Below are 25463 nucleotides of genomic sequence, written 5' to 3'. Positions count from 1 at the left end.
AGTCAGGTGTGATGATGAACCCGTTAATCATTAAGTTAGGCGGTGTGTTGCTCGACAGCGAAGAGGCGCTGGAGCGTCTTTTTACCGCCCTCGTTAACTACCGCAAGGAGCATCAGCGCCCGCTGGTCATCGTTCACGGCGGCGGCTGCCTCGTTGACGACCTGATGAAGCAGCTCAACCTGCCGGTGAAAAAGAAAGACGGCCTGCGCGTAACGCCTGCCGATCAAATCGACATTATTACCGGCGCGCTGGCGGGCACCGCCAACAAGACGCTCCTCGCCTGGGCGAAAAAACACGGTATTGCCTCCGTCGGCCTGTTTCTGGGCGACGGCGACAGCGTCAGCGTGACGCCGCTGGATGAAGAACTGGGCCATGTGGGCCAGGCACATCCGGGGTCGCCGAAGCTGATTAACACGCTGCTGGAAAACGGCTTTATGCCGGTGATTAGCTCGATTGGCGTCACCGATACCGGCGACCTGATGAACGTGAACGCCGACCAGGCGGCCACGGCGCTTGCGGCGACGCTTGGCGCGGATCTGATTCTGCTCTCTGACGTGAGCGGCATTCTGGACGGCAAAGGCCAGCGCATCGCTGAGATGACCTCTGCGAAAGCCGAGCAGCTTATCGCCCAGGGCATCATCACCGACGGCATGATCGTTAAAGTGCATGCGGCGCTGGACGCCGCCCGCACGCTGGGCCGCCCGGTGGACATCGCCTCCTGGCGCCACGCGGAGCAGTTGCCCGCCCTGTTTAATGGCGTGTCCATCGGCACGCGCATTTTGGCCTGATTACAAATTTTTAAAGGAAAAAGACAATGCAAAATCACGGCATCAAAAAAGTGGTTCTCGCTTACTCCGGCGGCCTCGACACCTCTGCCATCATTCCGTGGCTGAAAGAAAACTATGAAGGCTGCGACGTGGTCGCCTGCGTGGTCGATATCGGCCAGGATCGTGACGATCTGAAAGGCGTTGAGCAGAAAGCGCTGCGCTCCGGCGCGTCCGAGTGCTATGTGGTCGATGCGCGTGAAGAGTTCATCAAAGATTACGTGTACCCGGTGCTGCAAACCGGCGCGCTGTACGAAGGCAGCTATCTGCTGGGCACTTCAATGGCGCGTCCGCTGATCGCCAAAGCGCTGGTGGACGTGGCGAAGAAAGTGGGCGCCGACGCGCTGTGCCACGGCGCGACGGGTAAAGGCAACGACCAGGTGCGTTTTGAATCCGCCTGGGCGGCGCTGGCCCCGCACCTGAAAGTTATCGCCCCGTGGCGTGAGTGGAACCTGCGTTCCCGTGAGGCGCTGCTGGATTATCTGAAAGCGCGCGATATCCCGACCACCGCGTCGCTTGAGAAAATCTACAGCCGCGACGAGAACGCCTGGCATATCTCTACCGAAGGTGGCGTGCTGGAAAGCCCGTGGAATGCCCCGAACCAGGATTGCTGGGTCTGGACGGTCGATCCTAAAGACGCGCCCGATGAGGCGGAGCAGGTGACCGTGACCGTTGAGAAAGGCAACGTGGTTGCGGTTAACGGCGAGCATCTGACCCCGTTTGGCTGCCTGGAAGTGCTGAATAAAATCGGCGCGAAGCATGGCGTGGGCCGTATCGATATCGTGGAAAACCGTCTGGTGGGTATCAAATCCCGCGGCTGCTACGAAACCCCGGGGGGCACCATTATGATGGCGGCGCTGCGCGGCGTTGAGCAACTGGTGCTGGATCGCGACAGCTTTAAATGGCGCGAGCAGGTGGGCCTTGAGATGTCTTACGTGGTGTACGATGGCCGCTGGTTCGCCCCGCTGCGTCAATCCCTGCAGGCGGCAGCGCAGTCGCTGGCTGAGCAGGTGAGCGGCGAAGTGGTGCTGGAGCTCTATAAAGGCCGTGTCACCGCGATTCAGAAGAAATCGACCAACAGCCTGTATAACGAAGAGTTCGCGACTTTCGGCGAAGACGAAGTGTATGACCACAGCCACGCGGGCGGCTTTATCCGTCTGTTCTCCCTCTCTTCCCGCATCCGTGCGCTGAATGAGTTGAAGAAGTAATCTGCCGTTGCGTGGATGGCGGGTGCGCTGACGCTTACCCGCCCTACGCCCGGTAAGGGGAGCACAGGTAAGCGAAGCGCCCCGTCGTAGTTTGTAGGGCGGGTAAGCGAAGCGCACCCGCATTTAAGAGATAACCAGAACAGTCGTAGTGCGGGGAAGCAAAGCACCCCCGCCATTGCAAGACAGATAACGGAGCGGATTATGGCACTTTGGGGCGGACGTTTTACTCAGGCGGCAGACGGGCGGTTTAAACAATTTAATGACTCTCTGCGCTTTGATTACCGACTCGCCGAGCAGGACATTATCGGCTCCGTGGCCTGGTCTAAAGCGCTGGTCACCGTCGGCGTACTGACCGCGCAGGAGCAGAGCCAGCTTGAAGGCGCGCTCAATACGCTGCTGGAAGAGGTGCTGGAAAACCCGCACGCGATTCTGGAAAGCGACGCGGAAGATATTCACAGCTGGGTGGAAGGCAAGCTTATCGACAAAGTCGGCCCGCTCGGCAAAAAACTGCATACCGGACGCAGCCGTAACGACCAGGTCGCCACTGACCTGAAGCTCTGGTGCAAAACCCAGGTGCATGCGCTGCTGAGCGCCACGCGTCAGCTCCAGCAGGCGCTGGTGGTCACCGCCGAGGAAAACCAGGACGCGGTGATGCCGGGTTACACCCATCTGCAACGCGCCCAGCCGGTGACGTTTGCGCACTGGTGCCTGGCGTATGTCGAAATGCTGGCGCGCGATGAAAGCCGCCTGAAGGATACGCTGAAACGTCTGGACGTCAGCCCGCTTGGCAGCGGCGCGCTCGCCGGTACGGCGTATGAGATCGACCGTGAACAACTGGCGGGCTGGCTCGGCTTCGCAAGCGCCACGCGCAACAGCCTGGACAGCGTTTCCGATCGCGACCATGTGCTGGAGCTGCTGTCGGACGCCGCCATCAGCATGGTGCATCTGTCGCGTTTCGCCGAAGACCTGATTTTCTTTAACTCCGGCGAAGCGGGGTTTGTCGAGCTGTCCGATCGCGTGACGTCCGGCTCCTCGTTAATGCCGCAGAAGAAAAACCCGGACGCGCTGGAGCTGATCCGCGGCAAGTGCGGCCGCGTGCAGGGCGCGCTCACCGGCATGATGATGACGCTGAAAGGCCTGCCGCTCGCGTACAACAAAGACATGCAGGAAGATAAAGAAGGGCTGTTCGACGCGCTCGACACCTGGCTTGACTGCCTGCATATGGCGGCGCTGGTGCTGGACGGCATTCAGGTGAAACGTCCGCGCTGCCAGGAAGCCGCGCAGCAGGGCTACGCTAACGCCACGGAACTGGCGGATTATCTGGTCGCTAAAGGCGTGCCGTTCCGCGAAGCGCACCACATTGTGGGCGAGGCGGTGGTGGAGGCGATTCGTCAGGGCAAACCGCTGGAAGATCTGGCGCTCGGCGACCTGCAAAAATTCAGCCCGGTAATCAGTGACGATGTGTACCCGGTGCTGTCGCTTCAGTCGTGTCTTGATAAGCGCGCGGCGCAGGGCGGCGTGTCGCCGGTGCAGGTGGCGCAGGCCATTAGCGCGGCGAAAGCGCGACTGGCATAATAGCGAATGGCAGAAGAAAGCCCGGCGGATGTCGGGCTTTTTTTATGCGTCCCGAAACGCAGGCAAAAAAAAGCGGACTTACTGTCCGCTAAGTAGTTCACGTTGGCTTTAGTTATACGGCTAACAGAGAGACTCTGTGTGCGGGTTATCACTCAGTGAGGGTAAGGAGTGATGTTCTCCGCGGCTGAGGCTATTATTCACTTTCGTGCTTGATAGGGATAATCGTTGGTTGCTATGCTATCTATCGCCATGAACTATCATGGCGGCGGAGGATGAAGAATGAATATTCGTGATCTTGAATACCTGGTGGCCCTTGCCGAACATCGCCATTTCCGGCGTGCGGCGGACGCCTGCCACGTGAGTCAGCCAACCCTGAGCGGTCAAATCCGTAAGCTTGAAGATGAACTCGGCGTGATGCTGCTGGAACGCACCAGCCGCAAAGTGCTGTTCACGCAGGCGGGGCTGCTGCTGGTAGACCAGGCGCGTACCGTTTTACGTGAAGTCAAAGTGCTGAAGGAGATGGCGAGCCAGCAGGGCGAAACCATGTCAGGCCCGCTGCATATTGGCCTTATCCCGACCATCAGCCCTTATCTGCTGCCGCAAATCATCCCGATGCTGCACCAGACGTTCCCCAAACTCGAAATGTATCTGCATGAAGCGCAGACGCATCAACTGCTGGCCCAGCTCGACAGCGGCAAGCTCGACTGCGCTATCCTTGCGCTGGTGAAAGAGAGCGAAGCCTTTATCGAAGTGCCGCTGTTTGATGAGCCGATGCTGCTGGCGGTCTATGAAGATCACCCGTGGGCCGGACGCGATCGCGTGCCGATGGGCGAACTGGCGGGCGAAAAACTGCTGATGCTGGAAGACGGCCACTGCCTGCGCGATCAGGCGATGGGCTTTTGCTTCGAAGCGGGCGCGGATGAAGACACGCATTTCCGCGCGACCAGTCTTGAAACGCTGCGCAATATGGTGGCGGCAGGCAGCGGCATTACGCTTTTGCCTGCGCTCGCCGTACCGCCGGAACGTCATCGCGACGGCGTGGTTTATCTGCCCTGCGTGAAGCCGGAACCGCGCCGCACCATTGGTCTGGTGTATCGTCCGGGCTCGCCGCTGCGCAGCCGCTATGAGCAGCTCGCAGAGGCCATCCGTAAACAGATGGATGGCCGTTTCGACAGCGCGTTAAAACAGGCGGTTTAAGCCGTTCAGCGCGGCGACCCGATAGGCTTCCGCCATCGTCGGGTAGTTAAAGGTGGTGTTAACGAAGTACTCAATGGTGTTACCGCCACCTTTCTGCTCCATAATCGCCTGGCCGATATGAATAATTTCGGCCGCGCGCTCCCCAAAGCAGTGGATCCCCAGAATCTCTTTGGTTTCGCGGTGGAACAAAATCTTCAGCGTGCCCACGTTCATGCCCACAATTTGCGCGCGCGCCAGGTGTTTAAACTGCGCGCGTCCCACTTCGTAAGGCACTTTCATGGCGGTGAGCTGCTGTTCGGTTTTGCCGACGGAGCTGATTTCCGGAATGGTGTAGATGCCGGTTGGTATATCTTCCACCAGATGCGCCGACGCCACGCCCTGCACCAGCGCCTGCGCGGCGATGCGGCCCTGATCGTAGGCGGCGGAGGCCAGGCTCGGATAACCGATCACATCGCCCACGGCGTAGATGTGTGGCAACGCGGTCTGGTACATACTGTTGACTTTCAGCAGCCCGCGGCCATCGGCCTCCAGCCCGATATTCTCCAGCGCCAGCGAATCGGTGTTGCCGGTGCGTCCGTTGGCATAGAGCAGGCAGTCAGCTTTCACTTTCTTGCCTGATTTCAGGTGCACAATCACGCCGTCATCCACGCCCTCGATACGCTCATACTCTTCGTTGTGGCGAATGACGACGCCGCTGTTCCAGAAGTGGTATGAGAGTGAATCGGACATCTCCTGATCGAGAAACGCCAGCAGACGGTCGCGGGTGTTGATGAGATCCACCTTGACGTTCATCCCGCGGAAAATCGACGCATATTCACAGCCGATGACGCCCGCACCGTAAATAATCACGTGGCGTGGCTCATGGTGCATGCTGAGGATGGAGTCGCTGTCGTAGATGCGCGAGTGGGTGAAATCCACATCGTCCGGGTGATAGGGACGCGAACCGCAGGCAATCACGAATTTTTCTGCGGTCAGGGTCTCTATCGAGCCGTCGTGACAGGTCAGCTCAATCGTATGCTCGTCAATAAAACGCGCGTCGCCTTGCAGGATCTGGCAGCGGTTGCGCTCATAAAAGCCCTGGCGCATGTTGGTCTGCTGATTGATCACGTTGTCGGCGTGGTTGAGGATGTCGGCGAAAGAGGAACGGAGAGGACGGGAGTGGGCGCTGTATAACGGGTTCTGGTTAAATTCAATGATACGGCTGACGGCGTGGCGTAGCGCTTTCGACGGGATGGTGCCCCAGTGGGTGCAACCGCCGCCGACATTATGGTAGCGCTCTATTACGGCTACCGTGGCGCCCTGTTTCACCAGGCCCATTGCAGCGCCTTCGCCGCCAGGGCCAGAGCCAATCACTATTACATCATAATCGTAGGTTTGTGGCATGGTAAGGCTTACCTTGTTCTTATACATAAAAGCAACAGAATAGTAACATCACCCAAAGAATAACCCAATTCTCCCTGTGCGTTTTGCCATCTCTGGTAGCCTCCGCTTCGTAAACAATCATTCACAATCCGTTATAAACCCGGTAGTTTTAAAACTGGTATAGTGCCGTTTCAACAGGAAGGAATCAGGCAACGTGATGGGCGTCAGAGCGCAACAAAAAGAACGAACCCGGCGGTCGCTGGTGGAAGCCGCGTTTAGTCAGCTAAGCGCGGAAAGAAGTTTTGCCAGCCTGAGCCTGCGCGAAGTGGCGCGCGAGGCCGGTATCGCGCCGACTTCGTTTTACCGGCATTTCCGCGATGTGGATGAGCTGGGTCTGACGATGGTGGATGAAAGCGGGCTGATGCTGCGCCAGCTGATGCGCCAGGCGCGCCAGCGTATCGCTAAAGGCGGCAGCGTGATCCGCACGTCGGTTTCCACCTTTATGGAGTTTATCGGCAATAACCCGAACGCCTTCCGGCTGCTGCTGCGTGAGCGCTCCGGCACGTCTGCGGCGTTTCGCGCCGCCGTGGCGCGTGAAATCCAGCATTTCATCGCGGAACTTGCCGATTATCTGGAACTCGAAAATCATATGCCGCGCGCGTTTACCGAGGCTCAGGCGGAGGCGATGGTGACCATTGTCTTTAGCGCTGGCGCTGAGGCGCTGGATGTGAGCCCGGAACAGCGCGGGCAATTAGAAGAGCGACTGGTCTTGCAGCTGCGCATGATTTCCAAAGGCGCTTACTACTGGTACCGTCGCGAACAAGAAAAGATGGCGCAAAATTCCGATAAGTGAAGGACGAGCAATGAGAAACACGACACAAGAAAAGGGTACGCTGCTGCTGGCGCTGTTAGCCGGCCTGTCAATTAACGGCACCTGCGCGGCGCTGTTTAGCTCCATCGTGCCTTTCTCGATTTTCCCGATTATTTCCCTGGCGCTGACGGTGTACTGTCTGCATCAGCGTTACCTTAACCGCACGATGCCGGTGGGCTTGCCTGGCATCGCCGCCGCCTGTTTTATTCTGGGCGTGCTGCTGTACAGCGCCGTGGTGCGCGCCGAATACCCGGCGATTGGTTCTAACTTCCTGCCGTCGGTGTTATCGGTGGTGCTGCTGTTCTGGATTGGTTTTCGCCTGCGTCAGCGCAAGGCGCGCTACGAAGAGTAAAGAAAGGGCGCCGCGGCGCCCTTTTTATTAGCGGCGCGTTAACAGCACGCCGCATTCCATGTGGTGGGTGTAAGGGAACTGATCGAACAGCGCGAGGCGCTCAACGCGGTGCGTCTGGCTTAGCGTGTCGAGGTTCTCGCAAAGTGTTTGCGGGTTGCAGGAGATATAAAGGATACGCGGATACGCCTGCACCATTTTGACCGTCTCCTGATCCAGCCCGCTGCGCGGCGGATCGACAAAGATCGTCTCGCACTGATAGCTTTTCAGGTCGATCCCCTGCAGACGGTTAAATTCACGCACGCCGTTCATCGCCTGGGTAAATTCTTCCGCCGCCATGCGGATAATCTGTACGTTGTCGATGTGGTTGGCCGCAATGTTGTATTGCGCGGCGGCGACGGACGGCTTGGCGATTTCTGTCGCCAGCACGCGGTTAAAGTTGCGCGCCAGCGCCAGCGAGAAGTTGCCGTTACCGCAGTAAAGCTCCAGAAGATCGCCCTTTGAACCCTGCGTGACATCCAGCGCCCACTCCAGCATATGAATGTTCATCGCCGCGTTTGGCTGGGTAAAGCTGTTCTCCACCTGGCGGTAAATCATCTCTGTGCCCGCGACCGGCAGGCGCTCGTCGATGTAATCCTGATCGAGCATGATTTTGGTTTTCGTCGCGCGGCCAATGAAGTGGACGTCGAAGCCGCCGGCGCGCAGCGCGTCGCGAAGACGCGTCGCCTCTTCACGCCAGGCGTCATCCAGCGCGCGGTGATAGAGCAGCGAGACGACCGCCTGCTGGCTGCGGGTGGTCAGGTAGTCAATCTGGAACAGCTTATGGCGCAGCGTGCGGTTGTCGCGAATGCCTGCGATCATGCGCGGCATCAGGGCGTTAATCAGCTCGCTCGCCGCCGGGAAACTGTCGACGCGAATACGGCTGCGCGTCTCCTGATCGAAAATGATGTGATAGAGGTCGTCGCCGTCATGCCAGAGGCGGAACTCGGCGCGCATGCGGTAGTGGCTTACCGGCGAGCGGAACACCTCCGGCGCTGGCGCGGCGAAAGGCGCCATCATGCTTTGCAGGCGCTCTGTTTTTTCGGCCAGCTGTGCGTCGTATTGATCGATAGGGAGATGTTCAGGGGTCATCATGCGTCCTGGGGTGATAAAAATTTACGCCGGGATTGTAGGGAATGCGGGCGTGATGTCCAGCGTTGATTGTTTTTGCATCATCACAGATGGAAGTCTGGACTTCTGTCTGGCGCTCCATGTAGCATGCCGTTTCCGGTCTCATGTGAGTGAAAAGGGAATCCAGTGCGAATCTGGAGCTGACGCGCAGCGGTAAAGACAGGTGGGATGAACGCGTTCGCAGACACTGCCGGCCCGCCGGTGGGAAGTCCTCATCCGTAACACACCTCCAAGCCCGAAGACCTGCCGGAGTCACGTCGCATCTCGCGCGCTTATCGCGTTCTATTAAGTGCGCCTGCGGCATCCTATACGTTAAGCGGATGCTTATATTAATGATGATAAAAAAAATCTCGCTGCTGACGGCGCTTTCCGTCACGGCGTTTTCTGGCTGGGCGCAGGATAGCGGCTCAGATTCTCTGGTGGTGACCGCCAACCGTTTTCAGCAACCGGTCAATACAGTGCTGGCGCCGACTGATGTCGTGACGCGTGAGCAAATCGATAAATGGCAGTCTAAGACAGTGCTGGATGTGCTGCGTCGTTTGCCTGGCGTGGATATTTCACAAAACGGGGGAATGGGGCAACTCGCTTCCGTTTATGTCCGCGGCACGGATTCACGCCACGCGCTCATCCTGATGGACGGCGTGCCAGTTTCTCGCCCAAACCTTTCCAATGACTCCAATCTTTATCAAATCCCGGTGTCGCTAATTCAGCGTATTGAGTTTATTCGCGGGCCGCGTTCGGCGGTATATGGCTCCGGAGCGATTGGGGGCGTGATTAATATCATCACGCAGAGTGATGATGAAGTGTTACGGATTGATGCTGGCGTCGGTTCTAAGGGCTATCAGGAATATTCGGGCACGCTGCGTCAGCGTTTTGGCGACACGGTGGTAACGGCGATAGGCGCGTATCAGACGACTCACGGGTTTAACGTTCAGCCGGGATCGACATGGAGCCATGACAGCGACCGCGACGGTTATCGTAATAAAACGTTTTTTGGCAGCCTTCAACATCATTTCTCTGACAACGTTGAGGGTTTCTTTCGCGGCTATGGTTATGCCAATAACGCCGATTTCGATGTGGGCAGCCCGCCGTTTTCTCCGGCATTCAGCGCGGATGAAAACCAGTATGACAATCAGTCCTGGGACACCGGATTACGCTATAACGCCGACATCTACTCTTCTCAGCTCATCGCCAGTTTCCAGAAGCTGAAAAGCTATAACTACAGCAGCCTTTATGGCCGTTACCAGGATGGCACGACGCTTGATCGCATGGAACAGCGTTATATTCAGTGGGGTAACAACCTTGTTGTCGGTCACGGTTCTGTCAGTGCCGGAGTGGACTGGAAGCAAGAAAAACTCACGTCAGTCACGCAGGCTGATACTGACCGCTATAAACGCGATACCACGGGGATTTACCTTACCGGCCAGCAACAGGTGCTTGATAATGTCACGCTCGAAGCGTCAGGTCGTGAAGATCATGATGAGCAGTTTGGCTGGCATGGCACCTGGCAGACCGCTGCTGGATGGGAGTTTGTGGATGGCTACCGCGCCACCCTTTCATATGGTACAGGGTTTCTGGCGCCGGGCCTGACCCAGCAGTTTGGGTCGCCGCAGTATCATATTGCGTCCAACCCGGATCTTCAGCCGGAAAAATCCAGACAGTGGGAAGCAGGCATTGAAGGGGTAACCGGTCCTCTGGACTGGCGCTTGTCGACGTGGCGATACAAGATTGACAACCTGATAAGCTATAACAATAACGCTTATTACAACGTCAAATCCGCCACGATTAAAGGAGTGGAGTGGACTGGCAATCTGACCACCGGGCCTGTAAGTCATCAGCTTACGTTGCAGTATATCGATCCGCGTGATGATGAAACTCATGAGCGTTTACAGCGCCGCGCCAGACAACAGGTGAAATACGATCTCAGCGGTGAAGTCTCAGACTTTGGGTGGGATGTCACTTACCAGTATATCGGCGAGCGTGACGATACTAATTTTAATGCTATCCCATCAAAAAAAGTGAAGCTCGGCGGCGTCAGCCTTTGGGATGTCGCGGTTTCGTATCCGGTCACCTCTCACCTTACAGTTCGTGGTAAAATAGCTAATCTGTTCGATAAAGATTACGAGACGGCTTATGGCTACGCGACTGCAGGACGAGAATACACGTTGTCAGGCAGCTACACCTTCTGAGGCCCGCCCAACCATTCTGGTTTTTGATTCCGGCGTGGGTGGGCTTTCTGTTTATGATGAGATCCGGCATCTCCTGCCGGATCTGCATTACATCTACGCTTTCGATAACGTTGCATTCCCCTATGGCGAGAAAAGCGAAGCGTTTATCGTTGAGCGTGTGGTCGAAATTGTGACTGCCGTTCAGGCGCGCTACCCCCTGGCGCTCGCCGTTATCGCCTGCAACTCTGCCAGTACGGTATCTCTCCCTGCCTTGCGTGAAAAATTCGCGTTTCCTGTGGTGGGCGTAGTGCCTGCTATCAAACCGGCTGCGCGTCTGACGGCGAACGGTGTGGTAGGGCTGCTCGCGACCCGTGGCACCGTTAAGCGTCCTTATACGCATGAGCTGATTGCGCGCTTCGCCAATGAATGCCAGATAGAAATGCTGGGCTCGGCGGAGCTGGTGGAAATTGCTGAGGCGAAACTGCACGGCGAACCGGTCTCTCTGGAGGCGCTGCGCCGCGTGCTGCGCCCGTGGCTGCGTATGCCGGAGCCGCCGGATACCGTTGTGCTCGGTTGTACGCACTTCCCGCTGCTGGCCGACGAGCTGTTGCAGGTGCTGCCGGAAGGCACACGGCTGGTGGATTCGGGCGCGGCGATTGCCAGACGCACCGCGTGGCTGCTGGAGCATGAAGCACCGGATGCGTCTTCTTCTGATGAGAATATTGCTTACTGTATGGCATTAACGCCGGAAGTTGCGCAGTTAATGTCCGTTTTGCAGCGTTACGGCTTCAATAAGCTCGAAAAACTGCCACTCTAAAGGTTTTTTGCACAAAAAAGAGACGGTTGAAAAGTTTTTTGAAATTAGGGGTTGTCAGGCGGAAAGAACTCCCTATAATGCGCCTCCACTGACACGGCACAACGGCAAACGAGCCGGCCCGTCAGGCAGACGAAAGCGAAAATAAACGCTTGACTCTGAAAGAGGAAAGCGTAATATACGCCACCTCGCGACAGCAGGCTGAAGGCCGCGTCGCACCGCTCTTTAACAATTTATCAGACAATCTGTGTGGGCACTCGGGGCACTGATATCTTAACGTCTACGGACGATAAACGAATATCAAGTCTCAAGTGAACAACAGTTAATTCATTACGAACTAACAGTTTAATTCTTTGAGCATCAGACTTTTAATTGAAGAGTTTGATCATGGCTCAGATTGAACGCTGGCGGCAGGCCTAACACATGCAAGTCGAACGGTAACAGGGAGCAGCTTGCTGCTCTGCTGACGAGTGGCGGACGGGTGAGTAATGTCTGGGAAACTGCCTGATGGAGGGGGATAACTACTGGAAACGGTAGCTAATACCGCATAACGTCTACGGACCAAAGTGGGGGACCTTCGGGCCTCATGCCATCAGATGTGCCCAGATGGGATTAGCTAGTAGGTGGGGTAACGGCTCACCTAGGCGACGATCCCTAGCTGGTCTGAGAGGATGACCAGCCACACTGGAACTGAGACACGGTCCAGACTCCTACGGGAGGCAGCAGTGGGGAATATTGCACAATGGGCGCAAGCCTGATGCAGCCATGCCGCGTGTATGAAGAAGGCCTTCGGGTTGTAAAGTACTTTCAGCGGGGAGGAAGGTGTTGTGGTTAATAACCGCAGCAATTGACGTTACCCGCAGAAGAAGCACCGGCTAACTCCGTGCCAGCAGCCGCGGTAATACGGAGGGTGCAAGCGTTAATCGGAATTACTGGGCGTAAAGCGCACGCAGGCGGTTGATTAAGTCAGATGTGAAATCCCCGGGCTCAACCTGGGAACTGCATTTGAAACTGGTCAGCTTGAGTCTCGTAGAGGGGGGTAGAATTCCAGGTGTAGCGGTGAAATGCGTAGAGATCTGGAGGAATACCGGTGGCGAAGGCGGCCCCCTGGACGAAGACTGACGCTCAGGTGCGAAAGCGTGGGGAGCAAACAGGATTAGATACCCTGGTAGTCCACGCCGTAAACGATGTCGACTTGGAGGTTGTGCCCTTGAGGCGTGGCTTCCGGAGCTAACGCGTTAAGTCGACCGCCTGGGGAGTACGGCCGCAAGGTTAAAACTCAAATGAATTGACGGGGGCCCGCACAAGCGGTGGAGCATGTGGTTTAATTCGATGCAACGCGAAGAACCTTACCTGGTCTTGACATCCAGAGAATCCTGCAGAGATGCGGGAGTGCCTTCGGGAACTCTGAGACAGGTGCTGCATGGCTGTCGTCAGCTCGTGTTGTGAAATGTTGGGTTAAGTCCCGCAACGAGCGCAACCCTTATCCTTTGTTGCCAGCGGTTCGGCCGGGAACTCAAAGGAGACTGCCGGTGATAAACCGGAGGAAGGTGGGGATGACGTCAAGTCATCATGGCCCTTACGACCAGGGCTACACACGTGCTACAATGGCGCATACAAAGAGAAGCGACCTCGCGAGAGCAAGCGGACCTCATAAAGTGCGTCGTAGTCCGGATTGGAGTCTGCAACTCGACTCCATGAAGTCGGAATCGCTAGTAATCGTGGATCAGAATGCCACGGTGAATACGTTCCCGGGCCTTGTACACACCGCCCGTCACACCATGGGAGTGGGTTGCAAAAGAAGTAGGTAGCTTAACCTTCGGGAGGGCGCTTACCACTTTGTGATTCATGACTGGGGTGAAGTCGTAACAAGGTAACCGTAGGGGAACCTGCGGTTGGATCACCTCCTTACCTGAAAGATACAACCTCGCGTGCTCACACAGATTGTCTGATAGAAAGTAAAGAAGCAGGGTTGTCTGCGAAAGCGAAGTCCCTTTCGTCTAGAGGCCCAGGACACCGCCCTTTCACGGCGGTAACAGGGGTTCGAATCCCCTAAGGGACGCCACCTGCTGGTAATGAGTGAAAGGCGTTACCGATTGATATCTCAAAACTGACTGTAAAGTCACGTTTGAGATATTTGCTCTTTAACAATCCGGAACAAGCTGAAAATTGAAACAGACATGCTGCTGCATTTCTCCGTAATAAGAAATGCGCGGTGTGTCAGAGTCTCTCAAACTCGCAGCACGAAGACTTCTTCGGGTTGTGAGGTTAAGCGAACAAGCGTACACGGTGGATGCCCTGGCAGTCAGAGGCGATGAAGGACGTGCTAATCTGCGAAAAGCGCCGGTAAGGTGATATGAACCGTTATAACCGGCGATGTCCGAATGGGGAAACCCGGTGCACTTCGGTGCATCATCGTTAGCTGAATACATAGGCTAACGAGGCGAACCGGGGGAACTGAAACATCTAAGTACCCCGAGGAAAAGAAATCAACCGAGATTCCCCCAGTAGCGGCGAGCGAACGGGGAACAGCCCAGAGCCTGAATCAGCTTGTGTGTCAGTGGAACGGTCTGGAAAGGCCGGCGATACAGGGTGACAGCCCCGTACACGAAGGCACACAGGCTGTGAGCTCGATGAGTAGGGCGGGACACGTGATATCCTGTCTGAAGATGGGGGGACCATCCTCCAAGGCTAAATACTCCTGACTGACCGATAGTGAACCAGTACCGTGAGGGAAAGGCGAAAAGAACCCCGGCGAGGGGAGTGAAACAGAACCTGAAACCGTGTACGTACAAGCAGTGGGAGCCTTCGTAAGAGGGTGACTGCGTACCTTTTGTATAATGGGTCAGCGACTTATATTCTGTAGCAAGGTTAACCGTATAGGGGAGCCGAAGGGAAACCGAGTCTTAACCGGGCGTTAAGTTGCAGGGTATAGACCCGAAACCCGGTGATCTAGCCATGGGCAGGTTGAAGGTTGGGTAACACTAACTGGAGGACCGAACCGACTAATGTTGAAAAATTAGCGGATGACCTGTGGCTGGGGGTGAAAGGCCAATCAAACCGGGAGATAGCTGGTTCTCCCCGAAAGCTATTTAGGTAGCGCCTCGTGAACTCATCTCCGGGGGTAGAGCACTGTTTCGGCTAGGGGGCCATCCCGGCTTACCAACCCGATGCAAACTGCGAATACCGGAGAATGTTATCACGGGAGACACACGGCGGGTGCTAACGTCCGTCGTGAAGAGGGAAACAACCCAGACCGCCAGCTAAGGTCCCAAAGTCATGGTTAAGTGGGAAACGATGTGGGAAGGCCCAGACAGCCAGGATGTTGGCTTAGAAGCAGCCATCATTTAAAGAAAGCGTAATAGCTCACTGGTCGAGTCGGCCTGCGCGGAAGATGTAACGGGGCTAAACCATGCACCGAAGCTGCGGCAGCGACGCTTATGCGTTGTTGGGTAGGGGAGCGTTCTGTAAGCCTGCGAAGGTGTGCTGTGAGGCATGCTGGAGGTATCAGAAGTGCGAATGCTGACATAAGTAACGATAAAGCGGGTGAAAAGCCCGCTCGCCGGAAGACCAAGGGTTCCTGTCCAACGTTAATCGGGGCAGGGTGAGTCGACCCCTAAGGCGAGGCCGAAAGGCGTAGTCGATGGGAAACAGGTTAATATTCCTGTACTTGGTGTTACTGCGAAGGGGGGACGGAGAAGGCTATGTCGGCCGGGCGACGGTTGTCCCGGTTTAAGCGTGTAGGCTGACTTTCCAGGCAAATCCGGAAAGTTAAGGCTGAGGCGTGATGACGAGGCACCACGGTGCTGAAGTGACAAATGCCCTGCTTCCAGGAAAAGCCTCTAAGCATCAGGTAACATCAAATCGTACCCCAAACCGACACAGGTGGTCAGGTAGAGAATACCAAGGCGCTTGAGAGAACTCGGGTGAAGGAACTAGGCAAAATGGTGCCGTAACTTCGGGAGAAGGCACGCTGACATGTAGGTGAAGCCCCTGCGGGTGGAGCTGAAGTCAGTCGAAGATACCAGCTGGCTGCAACTGTTTATTAAAAACACAGCACTGTGCAAACACGAAAGTGGACGTATACGGTGTGACGCCTGCCCGGTGCCGGAAGGTTAATTGATGGGGTTATCGCAAGAGAAGCTCCTGATCGAAGCCCCGGTAAACGGCGGCCGTAACTATAACGGTCCTAAGGTAGCGAAATTCCTTGTCGGGTAAGTTCCGACCTGCACGAATGGCGTAATGATGGCCAGGCTGTCTCCACCCGAGACTCAGTGAAATTGAACTCGCTGTGAAGATGCAGTGTACCCGCGGCAAGACGGAAAGACCCCGTGAACCTTTACTACAGCTTGACACTGAACATTGAGCCTTGATGTGTAGGATAGGTGGGAGGCTTTGAAGCGTGGACGCCAGTCTGCGTGGAGCCGACCTTGAAATACCACCCTTTAATGTTTGATGTTCTAACCTGGCGCCATAATCTGGCGTGGGGACAGTGTCTGGTGGGTAGTTTGACTGGGGCGGTCTCCTCCCAAAGTGTAACGGAGGAGCACGAAGGTCAGCTAATCCTGGTCGGACATCAGGAGGTTAGTGCAATGGCATAAGCTGGCTTGACTGCGAGAGTGACGGCTCGAGCAGGTGCGAAAGCAGGTCATAGTGATCCGGTGGTTCTGTATGGAAGGGCCATCGCTCAACGGATAAAAGGTACTCCGGGGATAACAGGCTGATACCGCCCAAGAGTTCATATCGACGGCGGTGTTTGGCACCTCGATGTCGGCTCATCACATCCTGGGGCTGAAGTAGGTCCCAAGGGTATGGCTGTTCGCCATTTAAAGTGGTACGCGAGCTGGGTTTAGAACGTCGTGAGACAGTTCGGTCCCTATCTGCCGTGGGCGCTGGAGAATTGAGGGGGGCTGCTCCCAGTACGAGAGGACCGGAGTGGACGCATCACTGGTGTTCGGGTTGTCATGCCAATGGCACTGCCCGGTAGCTAAATGCGGAAGAGATAAGTGCTGAAAGCATCTAAGCACGAAACTTGCCCCGAGATGAGTTCTCCCTGAGACTATAAGTCTCCTGAAGGAACGTTGAAGACGACGACGTTGATAGGCCGGGTGTGTAAGCGCAGCGATGCGTTGAGCTAACCGGTACTAATGAACCGTGAGGCTTAACCTTACAACGCCAAAGAAGTCTGGCGTGTTGAGAGACAATTCAGCTTGTGACGGATAAACGTTCATGGCGGAAGCGGTGAACGGAACAGAATTTGCCTGGCGGCTGTAGCGCGGTGGTCCCACCTGACCCCATGCCGAACTCAGAAGTGAAACGCCGTAGCGCCGATGGTAGTGTGGGGCCTCCCCATGCGAGAGTAGGGAACTGCCAGGCATCAAATTAAGCAGTAAGCCGGAACGATAATCCGGTGGTGTGAAGAAATTCGGTGGAGCGGTAGTTCAGTCGGTTAGAATACCTGCCTGTCACGCAGGGGGTCGCGGGTTCGAGTCCCGTCCGTTCCGCCACCCTATTTAGGGGCGTAGTTCAATTGGTAGAGCACCGGTCTCCAAAACCGGGTGTTGGGGGTTCGAGTCCCTCCGCCCCTGCCAGAAATTATCCTTAGCTTCGGCTAAGGATTTTTTTTATCTTTTTTCCGCACAATATCCCCCTTCTGCCCGATCTTTCCTTTGCAATTAATCGCAGAACGCTAAGCAATAACTGGGATCTTTAAGAGATCTTTTATGCTATTGTTTTTATCACTGTTCTGCAGCCAGATAGCATAAAGTGGACGAGATAGCGTTGCGCTATCCACCACCGGATGTAAATCACTTTTCTCTTTGACCCAATTCACCGGTAACCAGGTACAGCCGTGTAGCTCCGGCAGCATTTTTCTGGCGATATCAGCGGAGCTGGTTGTCAGTACGGGAATATCTTCTGGCGTAACTAACCCTGCTTCGTGCTGCTGAAAGTCAGGCCCCCATTCAAGTCGTAAATAATGAAGACTACTTTTACTCTGATCTGGCAGCGCGCAGTAAAGGCCCAACGCAAAATGTCCCAGTAGCTGGCTGGAGAATTCATCCATTTTGGGTGCTTCAGTAGTAATAAGCAGGTCTAACTGACGCTCATGCAACTGTTTCACCAGAGACTGACGCTGGGCGATACGTGCTTCGAACTGCATTCCACTCTTTTCCTGATAAAGCCTTGTCAGCCACCCTGAGAGCATACATTCCCAGAGCGATGCGCTGGCACCAATAGAGAAGAGATTATGCCGTGATGTCTGCGCAACATCTTTGCGTGCAGTCTGCCAGATATTCATCAGGTTTTCGGCATACGGTAAAAGCCTTTCGCCCGCAGCCGTCAGGCGTATGTTATTGCGATGACGAGTAAAAAGATTAACACCCAGTTGGTTTTCCAGCTGACGGATGCGAAAGCTCACCGCTGACTGCGTCAGGTACAGCGCTTCGGCCGCTCTGCCAAAATGGCGCGTTCGGCTGACTTCAAGAAAGGTTTTCAGCAAGTCGGTATCCACATCCTTCTCCACAAAAAAATTTGTCGTAATGATTTAAATGTTTTGTTTTACACTCTGTCAAGCGTAACTAATACTCCGCGCCATAAATAGCTCGGCCAAGAGAATTAGGAGCGTGTAGGATGGCGGAAAGCTTTACGACGACTAATCGATTTTTCGACAACAAATATTATCCGCGCGGGTTCTCTCGCCATGGCGATTTCACCATTAAAGAAGCACAGCTGCTTGAGCGTCACGGCTATGCCTTTAATGAACTGGATCTCGGCAAGCGTGAGCCTGTGACTGCTGAAGAAAAACAGTTTGTTGAAGTCTGTCGCGGTATTCGCGAACCTGCTACTGAAGCAGAACGCGTGTGGTCTAAATACATGACCCGCATCAAACGTCCCAAGCGTTTTCATACCCTGTCCGGCGGCAAGCCGCAAATGGAAGGGATGGATGATTTCGTGGAAACGGATGACTAATTACTCATGGGGCGTAAGCCCCATTGTTTTATGTATCGCTTGCTGTCTGCGTGGGGTGTGCTGAAAGTTTTCATGAGCGCTACGCCATCATGTTCTGTAAATGGGCCAGCATCCTGTCTATTGCACGATAGCTCAGTGCCTCCTGAAGATGCTCACGACTAATCCTTTGTTTCTGTTCACAATCTGCAATTGTGCGTGCCACTTTAAGTAAACGCTGCCAGGCGCGAACCGACAACCCCAGTTTGATTAATGCTGCCTCCAGCCACTGCGCGTCCTCCGGACTAAGCACACAAAACTGACGTATTTCCCGGTTATCCAACATGGCGTTGAGTTTTCCCTGACGTGCAAACTGACGCTCTCTGCTAACAATGACTCGTTCCCTTACTTGCGCGCTGCTTTCACCGGTCTGTCCTGCCTGACTAAGCATACCCGGCGGGGGAAGCGGGATTTCAAGGGAGAGATCAAACCTGTCTAGAAATGGCCCGGAAAGCCGTCCAAGATAGCGCAGCGTTTGTTCCGGTGAGCAGCGATTGTGATTGCCTTTGTAGTGCCCTGTCGGGCTAGGATTCATGGCAGCAATAAGCTGAAAACGCGCGGGATAGGTTAATTTCGCCCTGGTTCGTGAAAGATGGATTTGCCCTGATTCAATCGGCTCGCGTAAAGCATCCAGTACGCGACGTTCAAACTCAGGTAATTCATCCAGAAAAAGCACGCCGTTATGGGCAAGTGAGATCTCTCCTGGCGCAGGAATTGCTCCTCCGCCCACCATGGCGTTAAGCGATGCGCTATGGTGAGGGGCCCTGAATGGACGCTGACGCCATTGATGGTGTAAAGAGACAGGGTTGACCAGGCTGAGTATCGCAGCGCTCTCCAACGCCTCCTGGTCGCTCAGAGGCGGCAGTAACCCATTGAGTCTGCTGGCAAGCATGGTTTTACCTGTACCAGGGGGCCCAATAAAAAGCAGGTTATGCCCACCCGCTGCGGTTAACTCAAGCGCGCGCTTTCCCTGTGTTTGACCGATAACCTCGCCCAGATCTCCCGCCGGCTCTCTGAATTTAAAGCCGGATGGCTCAGCGCATTCCAGCTGTGTTTTTCCTTCCAGGAAGGCGCAGACCTCCTGTAGATGTTGAGCCACAAGGCAACCCTCTTTATTGATGAGTCCTACTTCAGGGCCATTATCATGCGCGACGATAATTTTCCTTTTACAACCCAGAGCCTCAATGGCGGCTGAAATTGCGCCGGGAACGCCTCTCAGCGCGCCTGTAAGCGCCAGCTCACCTACAAATTCATATTCACCAAGATGGGATGCGCTCAATTGCTCAGAGGCGGCCAGAAGCGCGATGGCGATAGGTAAATCATATCGCCCACCTTCTTTAGGTAGATCCGCCGGTGCCAGATTGATGGTTACCTTTTTAGCCGGAAATTCATAACCGCTATTGATAAGCGCGCTGCGTACGCGATCTCTGGCTTCTTTAACGGTGGTTTCCGGTAAGCCGACAATAGTCAGGCCGGGCAGCCCGGCGCTGATATGTACTTCAACTGTCACGAGCGGCGCCTTAACCCCAAGCGCAGCACGGGTATGAATAACTGATAACGACATAACTCCTCCTGAGAGCAAAATCATCGTCAGAATGAGGTGCCATATCGAGTTGAATTTCGTGTTTTTTCGGTGCAGATAGCAACCTTTTAGAGTAAAAAATTGCAAATTCTCAATTTACACGAGACTTCTCGCAAAAGCGTAATCACCCTTCGAAAAGGCATTGCGCTTATCATTGCGATGGCGAAAAATCCTGAAAAATTTTCAATGCGCGTTACCGGTTGATTACGCTGGGTTTTAATAGATTTGCTGAATGTATTGTAGTGTCACGTCATAAATATTTCTTGTCACAGCTTTGTTCTCTGTGATAACTCTTTAGGTATTCCTTCGAAAATGACGTAAGTGCATACAGAAATGACAACCCTTCTACTAGTGATTAGCCTGGTCGTGATTAGCGTGGTGGTGATTATTAACCCACCGTGCGGGGCTGCACTCGGAAGAAGAAAGGCTTAGAAATCAAGCCTGAATCATCGAAAACCCCCGCACCGAAAGGTCCGGGGGTTTTTTTATGACCTAAAACTTAAGCGAGGAACAGAGAATGAGTAGTAGCATAAAATTCTGTTGTCCGCATTGTAAGGCGGGGAACTAACTATGAATGGTGCGCAGTGGGTGGTACATGCTTTGCGAGCTCAGGGAGTGGATACCGTATTTGGCTATCCGGGCGGGGCGATAATGCCGGTTTATGATGCGTTATACGACGGCGGCGTGGAACACCTACTGTGTCGGCATGAGCAGGGCGCAGCAATGGCGGCCATCGGTTATGCGCGGGCCACCGGTAAAACCGGCGTATGTATTGCTACTTCCGGCCCGGGCGCGACCAACCTGATAACAGGCCTTGCGGATGCGCTGCTGGATTCGGTTCCCGTTGTGGCTATCACCGGCCAGGTCGCAGCGCCGCTTATCGGTACCGATGCCTTTCAGGAAGTTGACGTACTCGGTCTGTCGCTTGCCTGCACCAAACACAGCTTCCTCGTAACGTCTCTGGACGAGCTGCCAGAAATCATGTCCCAGGCTTTTCATCTGGCGAATTCGGGGCGGCCAGGCCCGGTACTGATCGATATTCCTAAAGATATTCAGCTGGCAAGCGGTGAGCTTGAGCCGTGGCTTTCCAGTGTTGAAGACACGTTTGCCGTACCGCAGGCGGAGCTTGAGCAGGCTCGTGCATTGCTGAGCCAGGCTGAAAAGCCCATGCTCTATGTCGGCGGTGGCGTCGGCATGGCGCAGGCGGTGCCTGCGGTGCGTGAATTTATGGCGCAAACGCAAATCCCTTGCGCGGTCACGCTGAAAGGGCTTGGCGCTGTAGAAGCGAGCTATCCGTGGTATGTCGGCATGCTGGGTATGCACGGTACTAAAGCCGCGAACCTGGCGGTGCAGGAGTGCGATTTGCTGATAGCGGTTGGCGCACGCTTTGACGATCGCGTCACCGGCAAGCTCAATACTTTTGCTCCCCACGCCAAAGTTATCCATATGGATATCGATCCGGCGGAACTGAATAAGCTGCGTCAGGCGCACGTAGGGCTGCAAGGTGACCTCAATGCATTATTACCCGCGCTGCAACGCCCGATGGCTATCGACGCTTGGCGTGAGCGCGTCGCCGCGCTGCGACGCGAACATGACTGGCGTTACGATCATCCGGGTGAGAGCATTTTCGCCCCGCTGTTGTTAAAGCAGCTCTCGGACCGCAAGCCGGTAAACAGCGTGGTGACCACCGATGTAGGCCAGCATCAAATGTGGGCGGCGCAGCACATGCGCTTCAGCCGCCCCGAAAACTTCATCACTTCCAGCGGTCTCGGCACCATGGGGTTTGGCCTGCCAGCCGCTGTCGGCGCGCAGGTGGCTCGCCCTGGCGATACCGTTATCTGTGTAACCGGTGACGGCTCCTTCATGATGAATATTCAGGAGCTGGGCACCGTGAAACGCAAGCAACTGCCGCTCAAAATCGTTCTGCTGGATAACCAGCGTCTGGGCATGGTGCGCCAGTGGCAGCAGCTTTTCTTCTCAGAGCGGTACAGCGAAACAAATCTGTCTGATAACCCTGATTTTTTGACGCTGGCCAGCGCCTTTGGTATTGCCGGTCAGCGCATCACTCGTAAAGACCAGGTGGCAGCCGCGCTGGAGACCATGTTCAACAGCGAAGGTCCCTACTTGCTGCACGTTTCAATCGATGAAGCTGAAAACGTCTGGCCTCTGGTGCCTCCTGGCGCCAGCAACTCACAAATGCTGGAGAAAATATCATGATGCAACATCAACTCGCCGTACAGGCTCGCTTTCGCCCGGAAACCCTGGAACGTGTGTTGCGCGTGGTGCGTCACCGTGGTTTTCAAATTTGCGCCATGAATATGGCGACCGGCGCTAATGCGGAAAATATAAATATTGAGCTGACCGTTGCCAGCCCTCGCCCAGTCGAATTACTGTTTAGTCAGCTAAGCAAACTGGTCGATGTCGCATGCGTCGAGATCCAGCAACCCACATCACAACAAATCCGCGCCTGAGCGCAAAAGGAAGAAGAAAAATGACGACGAAAAAAGCTGATTACATTTGGTTCAACGGCGAGATGGTTCCCTGGGGCGAGGCGAAAGTTCACGTCATGTCTCATGCGTTGCACTACGGTACATCAGTCTTTGAAGGGATCCGCTGCTACGACTCGCACACAGGGCCGGTGGTATTCCGCCATCGTGAACATATGCAGCGCCTGCGTGATTCCGCCAAGATTTACCGCTTCCCGGTTAGCCAGTCTGTTGATGAGTTAATGGAAGCCTGCCGTCAGGTCATTCGCGAAAACAAACTCACCAGCGCGTACATCCGCCCGCTGGTGTTCGTTGGCGATGTCGGTATGGGTGTTAACCCGCCTGAGGGCTACAAGACAGACGTCATCATCGCTGCGTTCCCGTGGGGCGCGTATTTAGGTGCGGAAGCGCTGGATCAGGGCATCGACGCGATGGTCTCTTCCTGGAACCGCGCGGCACCTAATACCATTCCAACAGCCGCCAAAGCGGGCGGTAACTACCTTTCCTCTCTGTTGGTTGGCAGCGAAGCGCGTCGTCACGGTTATCAGGAAGGTATCGCGCTGGACGTTCACGGCTATATCTCAGAAGGCGCAGGCGAAAACCTGTTTGAAGTGAAAGATGGCGTCATTTACACCCCGCCGTTTACGTCTTCCGCGCTGCCAGGCATTACCCGTGACGCCATCATCAAGCTTGCCAAAGATATGGGCATCGAAGTCCGTGAGCAGGTGCTTTCCCGTGAATCCCTATACCTGGCGGATGAAGTGTTTATGTCCGGTACGGCGGCGGAAATTACACCGGTGCGCAGCGTAGACGGTATTCAGGTAGGCGAAGGCCGCTGTGGTCCGGTCACCAAACGCGTTCAGCAGGCATTCTTTGGCCTGTTCACCGGCGAGACAGAAGATAAATGGGGCTGGCTGGACCAGGTTAACCCGTAAACACAATAACACCTGCACGGGCGGCCTGAGCCGCCCGGCTTTTGTAGAGACTGGAGTGAAAAGCATGCCTAAGTACCGTTCTGCCACCACCACGCACGGCCGCAATATGGCGGGTGCCCGCGCCTTATGGCGCGCCACGGGAATGACCGATGCCGATTTCGGCAAGCCAATTATCGCGGTTGTGAACTCCTTTACTCAGTTTGTACCGGGCCATGTGCATCTGCGCGATCTGGGCAAACTGGTTGCGGAGCAAATCGAGGCGGCTGGCGGTGTGGCGAAGGAGTTCAATACCATCGCGGTGGATGACGGTATCGCCATGGGACATGGCGGCATGCTCTATTCACTGCCGTCTCGCGAGCTGATTGCCGACTCCGTTGAATATATGGTGAACGCCCACTGTGCGGACGCCATGGTGTGTATCTCCAACTGCGACAAAATTACCCCAGGGATGCTGATGGCCTCCCTGCGTCTGAACATTCCGGTGATCTTTGTCTCCGGCGGTCCGATGGAAGCCGGTAAAACCAAACTTTCCGATCAGATAATCAAACTCGATCTGGTCGATGCGATGATCCAGGGCGCGAACCCGAACGTCAGCGATGAGCAGAGCGATCAGGTAGAACGTTCCGCCTGCCCAACCTGCGGTTCCTGCTCCGGTATGTTCACCGCTAACTCCATGAACTGCCTGACCGAAGCGCTGGGTCTGTCGCAGCCGGGCAACGGCTCGCTGCTGGCGACCCATGCTGATCGCAAAGAGCTCTTCATCAACGCGGGTAAACGTATCGTTTCGCTCACCAAACGCTATTACGAGCAGGACGACGCCAGCGTGTTGCCGCGTAATATCGCGAGCAAAGCGGCGTTTGAAAACGCCATGACGCTTGATATCGCGATGGGCGGTTCCACCAATACCGTTCTGCATCTGCTGGCGGCGGCACAAGAGGCGGAAATCGACTTCACGATGAGCGATATCGACCGTCTCTCCCGCAAAGTACCTCAGCTGTGCAAAGTCGCGCCCAGCACGCAGAAATACCATATGGAAGATGTTCACCGTGCGGGCGGGGTTATCGGCATTCTCGGCGAACTGGACCGCGCCGGTCTTCTGAACCGTGACGTGAATAACGTGCTGGGCCTGACGCTTTCGCAGACGCTTGAGCAGTACGACGTCATGCTCACACAGGATAGCGCGGTAAAAGAGATGTACCGTGCAGGCCCGGCAGGCATTCGCACCACGCAGGCGTTTTCGCAATCCTGCCGCTGGGATTCGCTGGACGATGACCGTCAGGACGGTTGCATCCGCTCACTGGAACACGCTTACAGCCAGGATGGCGGCCTTGCCGTTCTGTATGGCAACTTCGCGGAAAATGGCTGCATCGTAAAAACGGCGGGTGTTGATGAAGGCAGCCTGGTATTCCGCGGCCCGGCGAAAGTCTATGAAAGCCAGGACGATGCAGTAGAAGCCATCCTCGGCGGTAAAGTTGTCGCGGGCGATGTCGTGGTGATCCGCTACGAAGGGCCGAAAGGCGGGCCGGGTATGCAGGAGATGCTCTACCCGACCAGCTTCCTGAAATCGATGGGCCTCGGTAAAGCCTGTGCGCTTATCACGGATGGCCGCTTCTCTGGCGGTACGTCCGGGCTTTCTATCGGTCACGTCTCGCCAGAGGCCGCGAGCGGCGGCAACATCGCGCTGATTGAAGACGGCGATATGATTGCGATTGATATCCCGAATCGTGGCATTCAGCTTGAAGTGAGCGATCAAGAGCTTGCCGCGCGTCGTGAAGCGCAAGAGGCCCGGGGCGCAGATGCCTGGACGCCGCGTAACCGTGAGCGTCAGGTTTCCTTCGCGCTGCGCGCTTACGCAAGTCTTGCCACGAGTGCCGATAAAGGCGCGGTACGCGATAAATCGAAGCTGGGAGGCTGATG

General features: G+C 55.5%; 18 protein-coding genes, 3 tRNA genes, 3 rRNA genes and 1 riboswitch. Of the genes, 20 read left to right on the top strand and 4 right to left on the bottom strand.

The genetic code is table 11. From position 1 onward, the window contains the following. Positions 1–11: 11 nt before the first annotated feature. From argB to oxyR, 4 genes are all read left to right on the top strand, one after another. Positions 12–788, top strand: a complete 777-nt coding sequence (gene argB, locus CSK29544_RS03785; RefSeq protein ID WP_085958993.1) for an acetylglutamate kinase — start codon at positions 12–14, stop codon at positions 786–788. Positions 789–814: 26 nt separating this feature from the next. Beyond that, entirely contained in the window at positions 815–2032 is a 1218-nt protein-coding gene (locus tag CSK29544_RS03780; RefSeq protein ID WP_004386940.1) for an argininosuccinate synthase, read from the top strand. Between the two features lie 201 nt (positions 2033–2233). Beyond that, positions 2234–3607, top strand: a complete 1374-nt coding sequence (argH, locus tag CSK29544_RS03775) for an argininosuccinate lyase (RefSeq protein ID WP_007892504.1) — start codon at positions 2234–2236, stop codon at positions 3605–3607. A 279-nt stretch (positions 3608–3886) separates the two neighbouring features. Beyond that, positions 3887–4804, top strand: a complete 918-nt coding sequence (gene oxyR, locus CSK29544_RS03770; protein WP_004386937.1) for a DNA-binding transcriptional regulator OxyR — start codon at positions 3887–3889, stop codon at positions 4802–4804. On the opposite strand, the gene sthA is transcribed toward oxyR, so the two are convergent. Continuing rightward, positions 4787–6187, bottom strand: a complete 1401-nt coding sequence (sthA, locus tag CSK29544_RS03765) for a Si-specific NAD(P)(+) transhydrogenase (protein WP_007779293.1) — start codon at positions 6185–6187, stop codon at positions 4787–4789. The two genes, oxyR and sthA, sit on opposite strands and share 18 nt — an antisense overlap. 193 nt (positions 6188–6380) lie before the next feature. Here sthA and fabR point away from each other — a divergent pair, with 193 nt between their 5' ends. Together fabR and CSK29544_RS03755 are read left to right on the top strand one after the other, a co-directional pair. Further along, on the top strand, positions 6381–7019 hold the full coding sequence (gene fabR / locus CSK29544_RS03760) for an HTH-type transcriptional repressor FabR (protein WP_007779290.1): 639 nt from the start codon (positions 6381–6383) through the stop codon (positions 7017–7019). A 10-nt stretch (positions 7020–7029) separates the two neighbouring features. After that, positions 7030–7389, top strand: coding sequence for a YijD family membrane protein (locus tag CSK29544_RS03755; RefSeq protein ID WP_004386934.1), 360 nt, complete (start codon positions 7030–7032; stop codon positions 7387–7389). Between the two features lie 27 nt (positions 7390–7416). Here CSK29544_RS03755 and trmA read toward each other — a convergent pair whose 3' ends face one another. After that, complete coding sequence (trmA, locus tag CSK29544_RS03750; protein WP_007892505.1) at positions 7417–8517, bottom strand: tRNA (uridine(54)-C5)-methyltransferase TrmA; 1101 nt, start codon at positions 8515–8517, stop codon at positions 7417–7419. Positions 8518–8636: 119 nt separating this feature from the next. Beyond that, a riboswitch (cobalamin riboswitch) is annotated at positions 8637–8821 on the top strand. A 70-nt stretch (positions 8822–8891) separates the two neighbouring features. Here trmA and btuB point away from each other — a divergent pair. From btuB to CSK29544_RS03705, 8 genes are all read left to right on the top strand, one after another. Continuing rightward, the gene (gene btuB, locus CSK29544_RS03740; RefSeq protein ID WP_007892506.1) at positions 8892–10745 is read left to right on the top strand and encodes a TonB-dependent vitamin B12 receptor BtuB; all 1854 of its coding nucleotides are present in this window, start codon (positions 8892–8894) and stop codon (positions 10743–10745) included. Then, positions 10690–11541 carry a glutamate racemase gene (gene murI / locus CSK29544_RS03735; protein WP_029039320.1) on the top strand — a complete coding sequence of 284 codons (852 nt, stop codon included), beginning with the start codon at positions 10690–10692 and terminating at the stop codon, positions 11539–11541. Before btuB ends, murI begins: the two co-directional genes overlap by 56 nt. A 366-nt stretch (positions 11542–11907) precedes the next feature. Further along, positions 11908–13449 (top strand): 16S ribosomal RNA (locus CSK29544_RS03730). A gap of 78 nt (positions 13450–13527) precedes the next feature. Continuing rightward, positions 13528–13603: transfer RNA gene (locus CSK29544_RS03725), tRNA-Glu, on the top strand. A 201-nt stretch (positions 13604–13804) separates the two neighbouring features. Then, a 23S ribosomal RNA gene (locus CSK29544_RS03720) occupies positions 13805–16707 on the top strand. A 91-nt stretch (positions 16708–16798) separates the two neighbouring features. Beyond that, positions 16799–16914: ribosomal RNA gene (gene rrf / locus CSK29544_RS03715) — 5S ribosomal RNA — on the top strand. Together the 16S, 23S and 5S rRNA genes with 3 tRNA genes alongside form the textbook arrangement of a ribosomal RNA operon. A 54-nt stretch (positions 16915–16968) precedes the next feature. Next, positions 16969–17045, top strand: a tRNA-Asp gene (locus CSK29544_RS03710). Positions 17046–17053: 8 nt separating this feature from the next. Next, a tRNA-Trp gene (locus CSK29544_RS03705) sits at positions 17054–17129 on the top strand. A 98-nt stretch (positions 17130–17227) separates the two neighbouring features. Here CSK29544_RS03705 and hdfR read toward each other — a convergent pair. Continuing rightward, positions 17228–18061 carry an HTH-type transcriptional regulator HdfR gene (gene hdfR / locus CSK29544_RS03700; RefSeq protein WP_104669286.1) on the bottom strand — a complete coding sequence of 278 codons (834 nt, stop codon included), beginning with the start codon at positions 18059–18061 and terminating at the stop codon, positions 17228–17230. 107 nt (positions 18062–18168) lie between these two features. On the opposite strand from hdfR, the gene CSK29544_RS03695 reads away from it, so the two are divergent. Further along, positions 18169–18507 (top strand): MaoP family protein, encoded by a 339-nt coding sequence (locus CSK29544_RS03695; protein ID WP_004387280.1) that lies wholly within the window; start codon positions 18169–18171, stop codon positions 18505–18507. Positions 18508–18586: 79 nt separating this feature from the next. On the opposite strand, the gene CSK29544_RS03690 is transcribed toward CSK29544_RS03695, so the two are convergent. After that, positions 18587–20107 (bottom strand): YifB family Mg chelatase-like AAA ATPase, encoded by a 1521-nt coding sequence (locus tag CSK29544_RS03690; protein WP_007892222.1) that lies wholly within the window; start codon positions 20105–20107, stop codon positions 18587–18589. A 351-nt stretch (positions 20108–20458) separates the two neighbouring features. On the opposite strand from CSK29544_RS03690, the gene ilvL reads away from it, so the two are divergent. From ilvL to ilvD, 5 genes are all read left to right on the top strand, one after another. Then, on the top strand, positions 20459–20557 hold the full coding sequence (gene ilvL / locus CSK29544_RS22415) for an ilv operon leader peptide (protein WP_071601137.1): 99 nt from the start codon (positions 20459–20461) through the stop codon (positions 20555–20557). 138 nt (positions 20558–20695) lie between these two features. After that, complete coding sequence (gene ilvG, locus CSK29544_RS03685; protein ID WP_007892218.1) at positions 20696–22342, top strand: acetolactate synthase 2 catalytic subunit; 1647 nt, start codon at positions 20696–20698, stop codon at positions 22340–22342. Continuing rightward, positions 22339–22596 carry an acetolactate synthase 2 small subunit gene (ilvM, locus tag CSK29544_RS03680; protein WP_004387277.1) on the top strand — a complete coding sequence of 86 codons (258 nt, stop codon included), beginning with the start codon at positions 22339–22341 and terminating at the stop codon, positions 22594–22596. The genes ilvG and ilvM overlap by 4 nt, the downstream gene beginning before the upstream one ends. Positions 22597–22616: 20 nt before the next feature. Next, positions 22617–23546, top strand: coding sequence for a branched-chain amino acid transaminase (locus CSK29544_RS03675; protein ID WP_007892214.1), 930 nt, complete (start codon positions 22617–22619; stop codon positions 23544–23546). A 64-nt stretch (positions 23547–23610) separates the two neighbouring features. Then, positions 23611–25461, top strand: coding sequence for a dihydroxy-acid dehydratase (ilvD, locus tag CSK29544_RS03670; RefSeq protein WP_007892212.1), 1851 nt, complete (start codon positions 23611–23613; stop codon positions 25459–25461). The last annotated feature ends 2 nt before the right edge of the window (positions 25462–25463 follow it).

Origin of the sequence: Cronobacter sakazakii (genome assembly GCF_000982825.1) — a bacterium.
Classification (GTDB): Bacteria; Pseudomonadota; Gammaproteobacteria; order Enterobacterales; family Enterobacteriaceae; genus Cronobacter; species Cronobacter sakazakii.
Note: the sequence above shows the minus strand (reverse complement) of the source record. Positions and strands in the feature narration are given on the sequence as shown.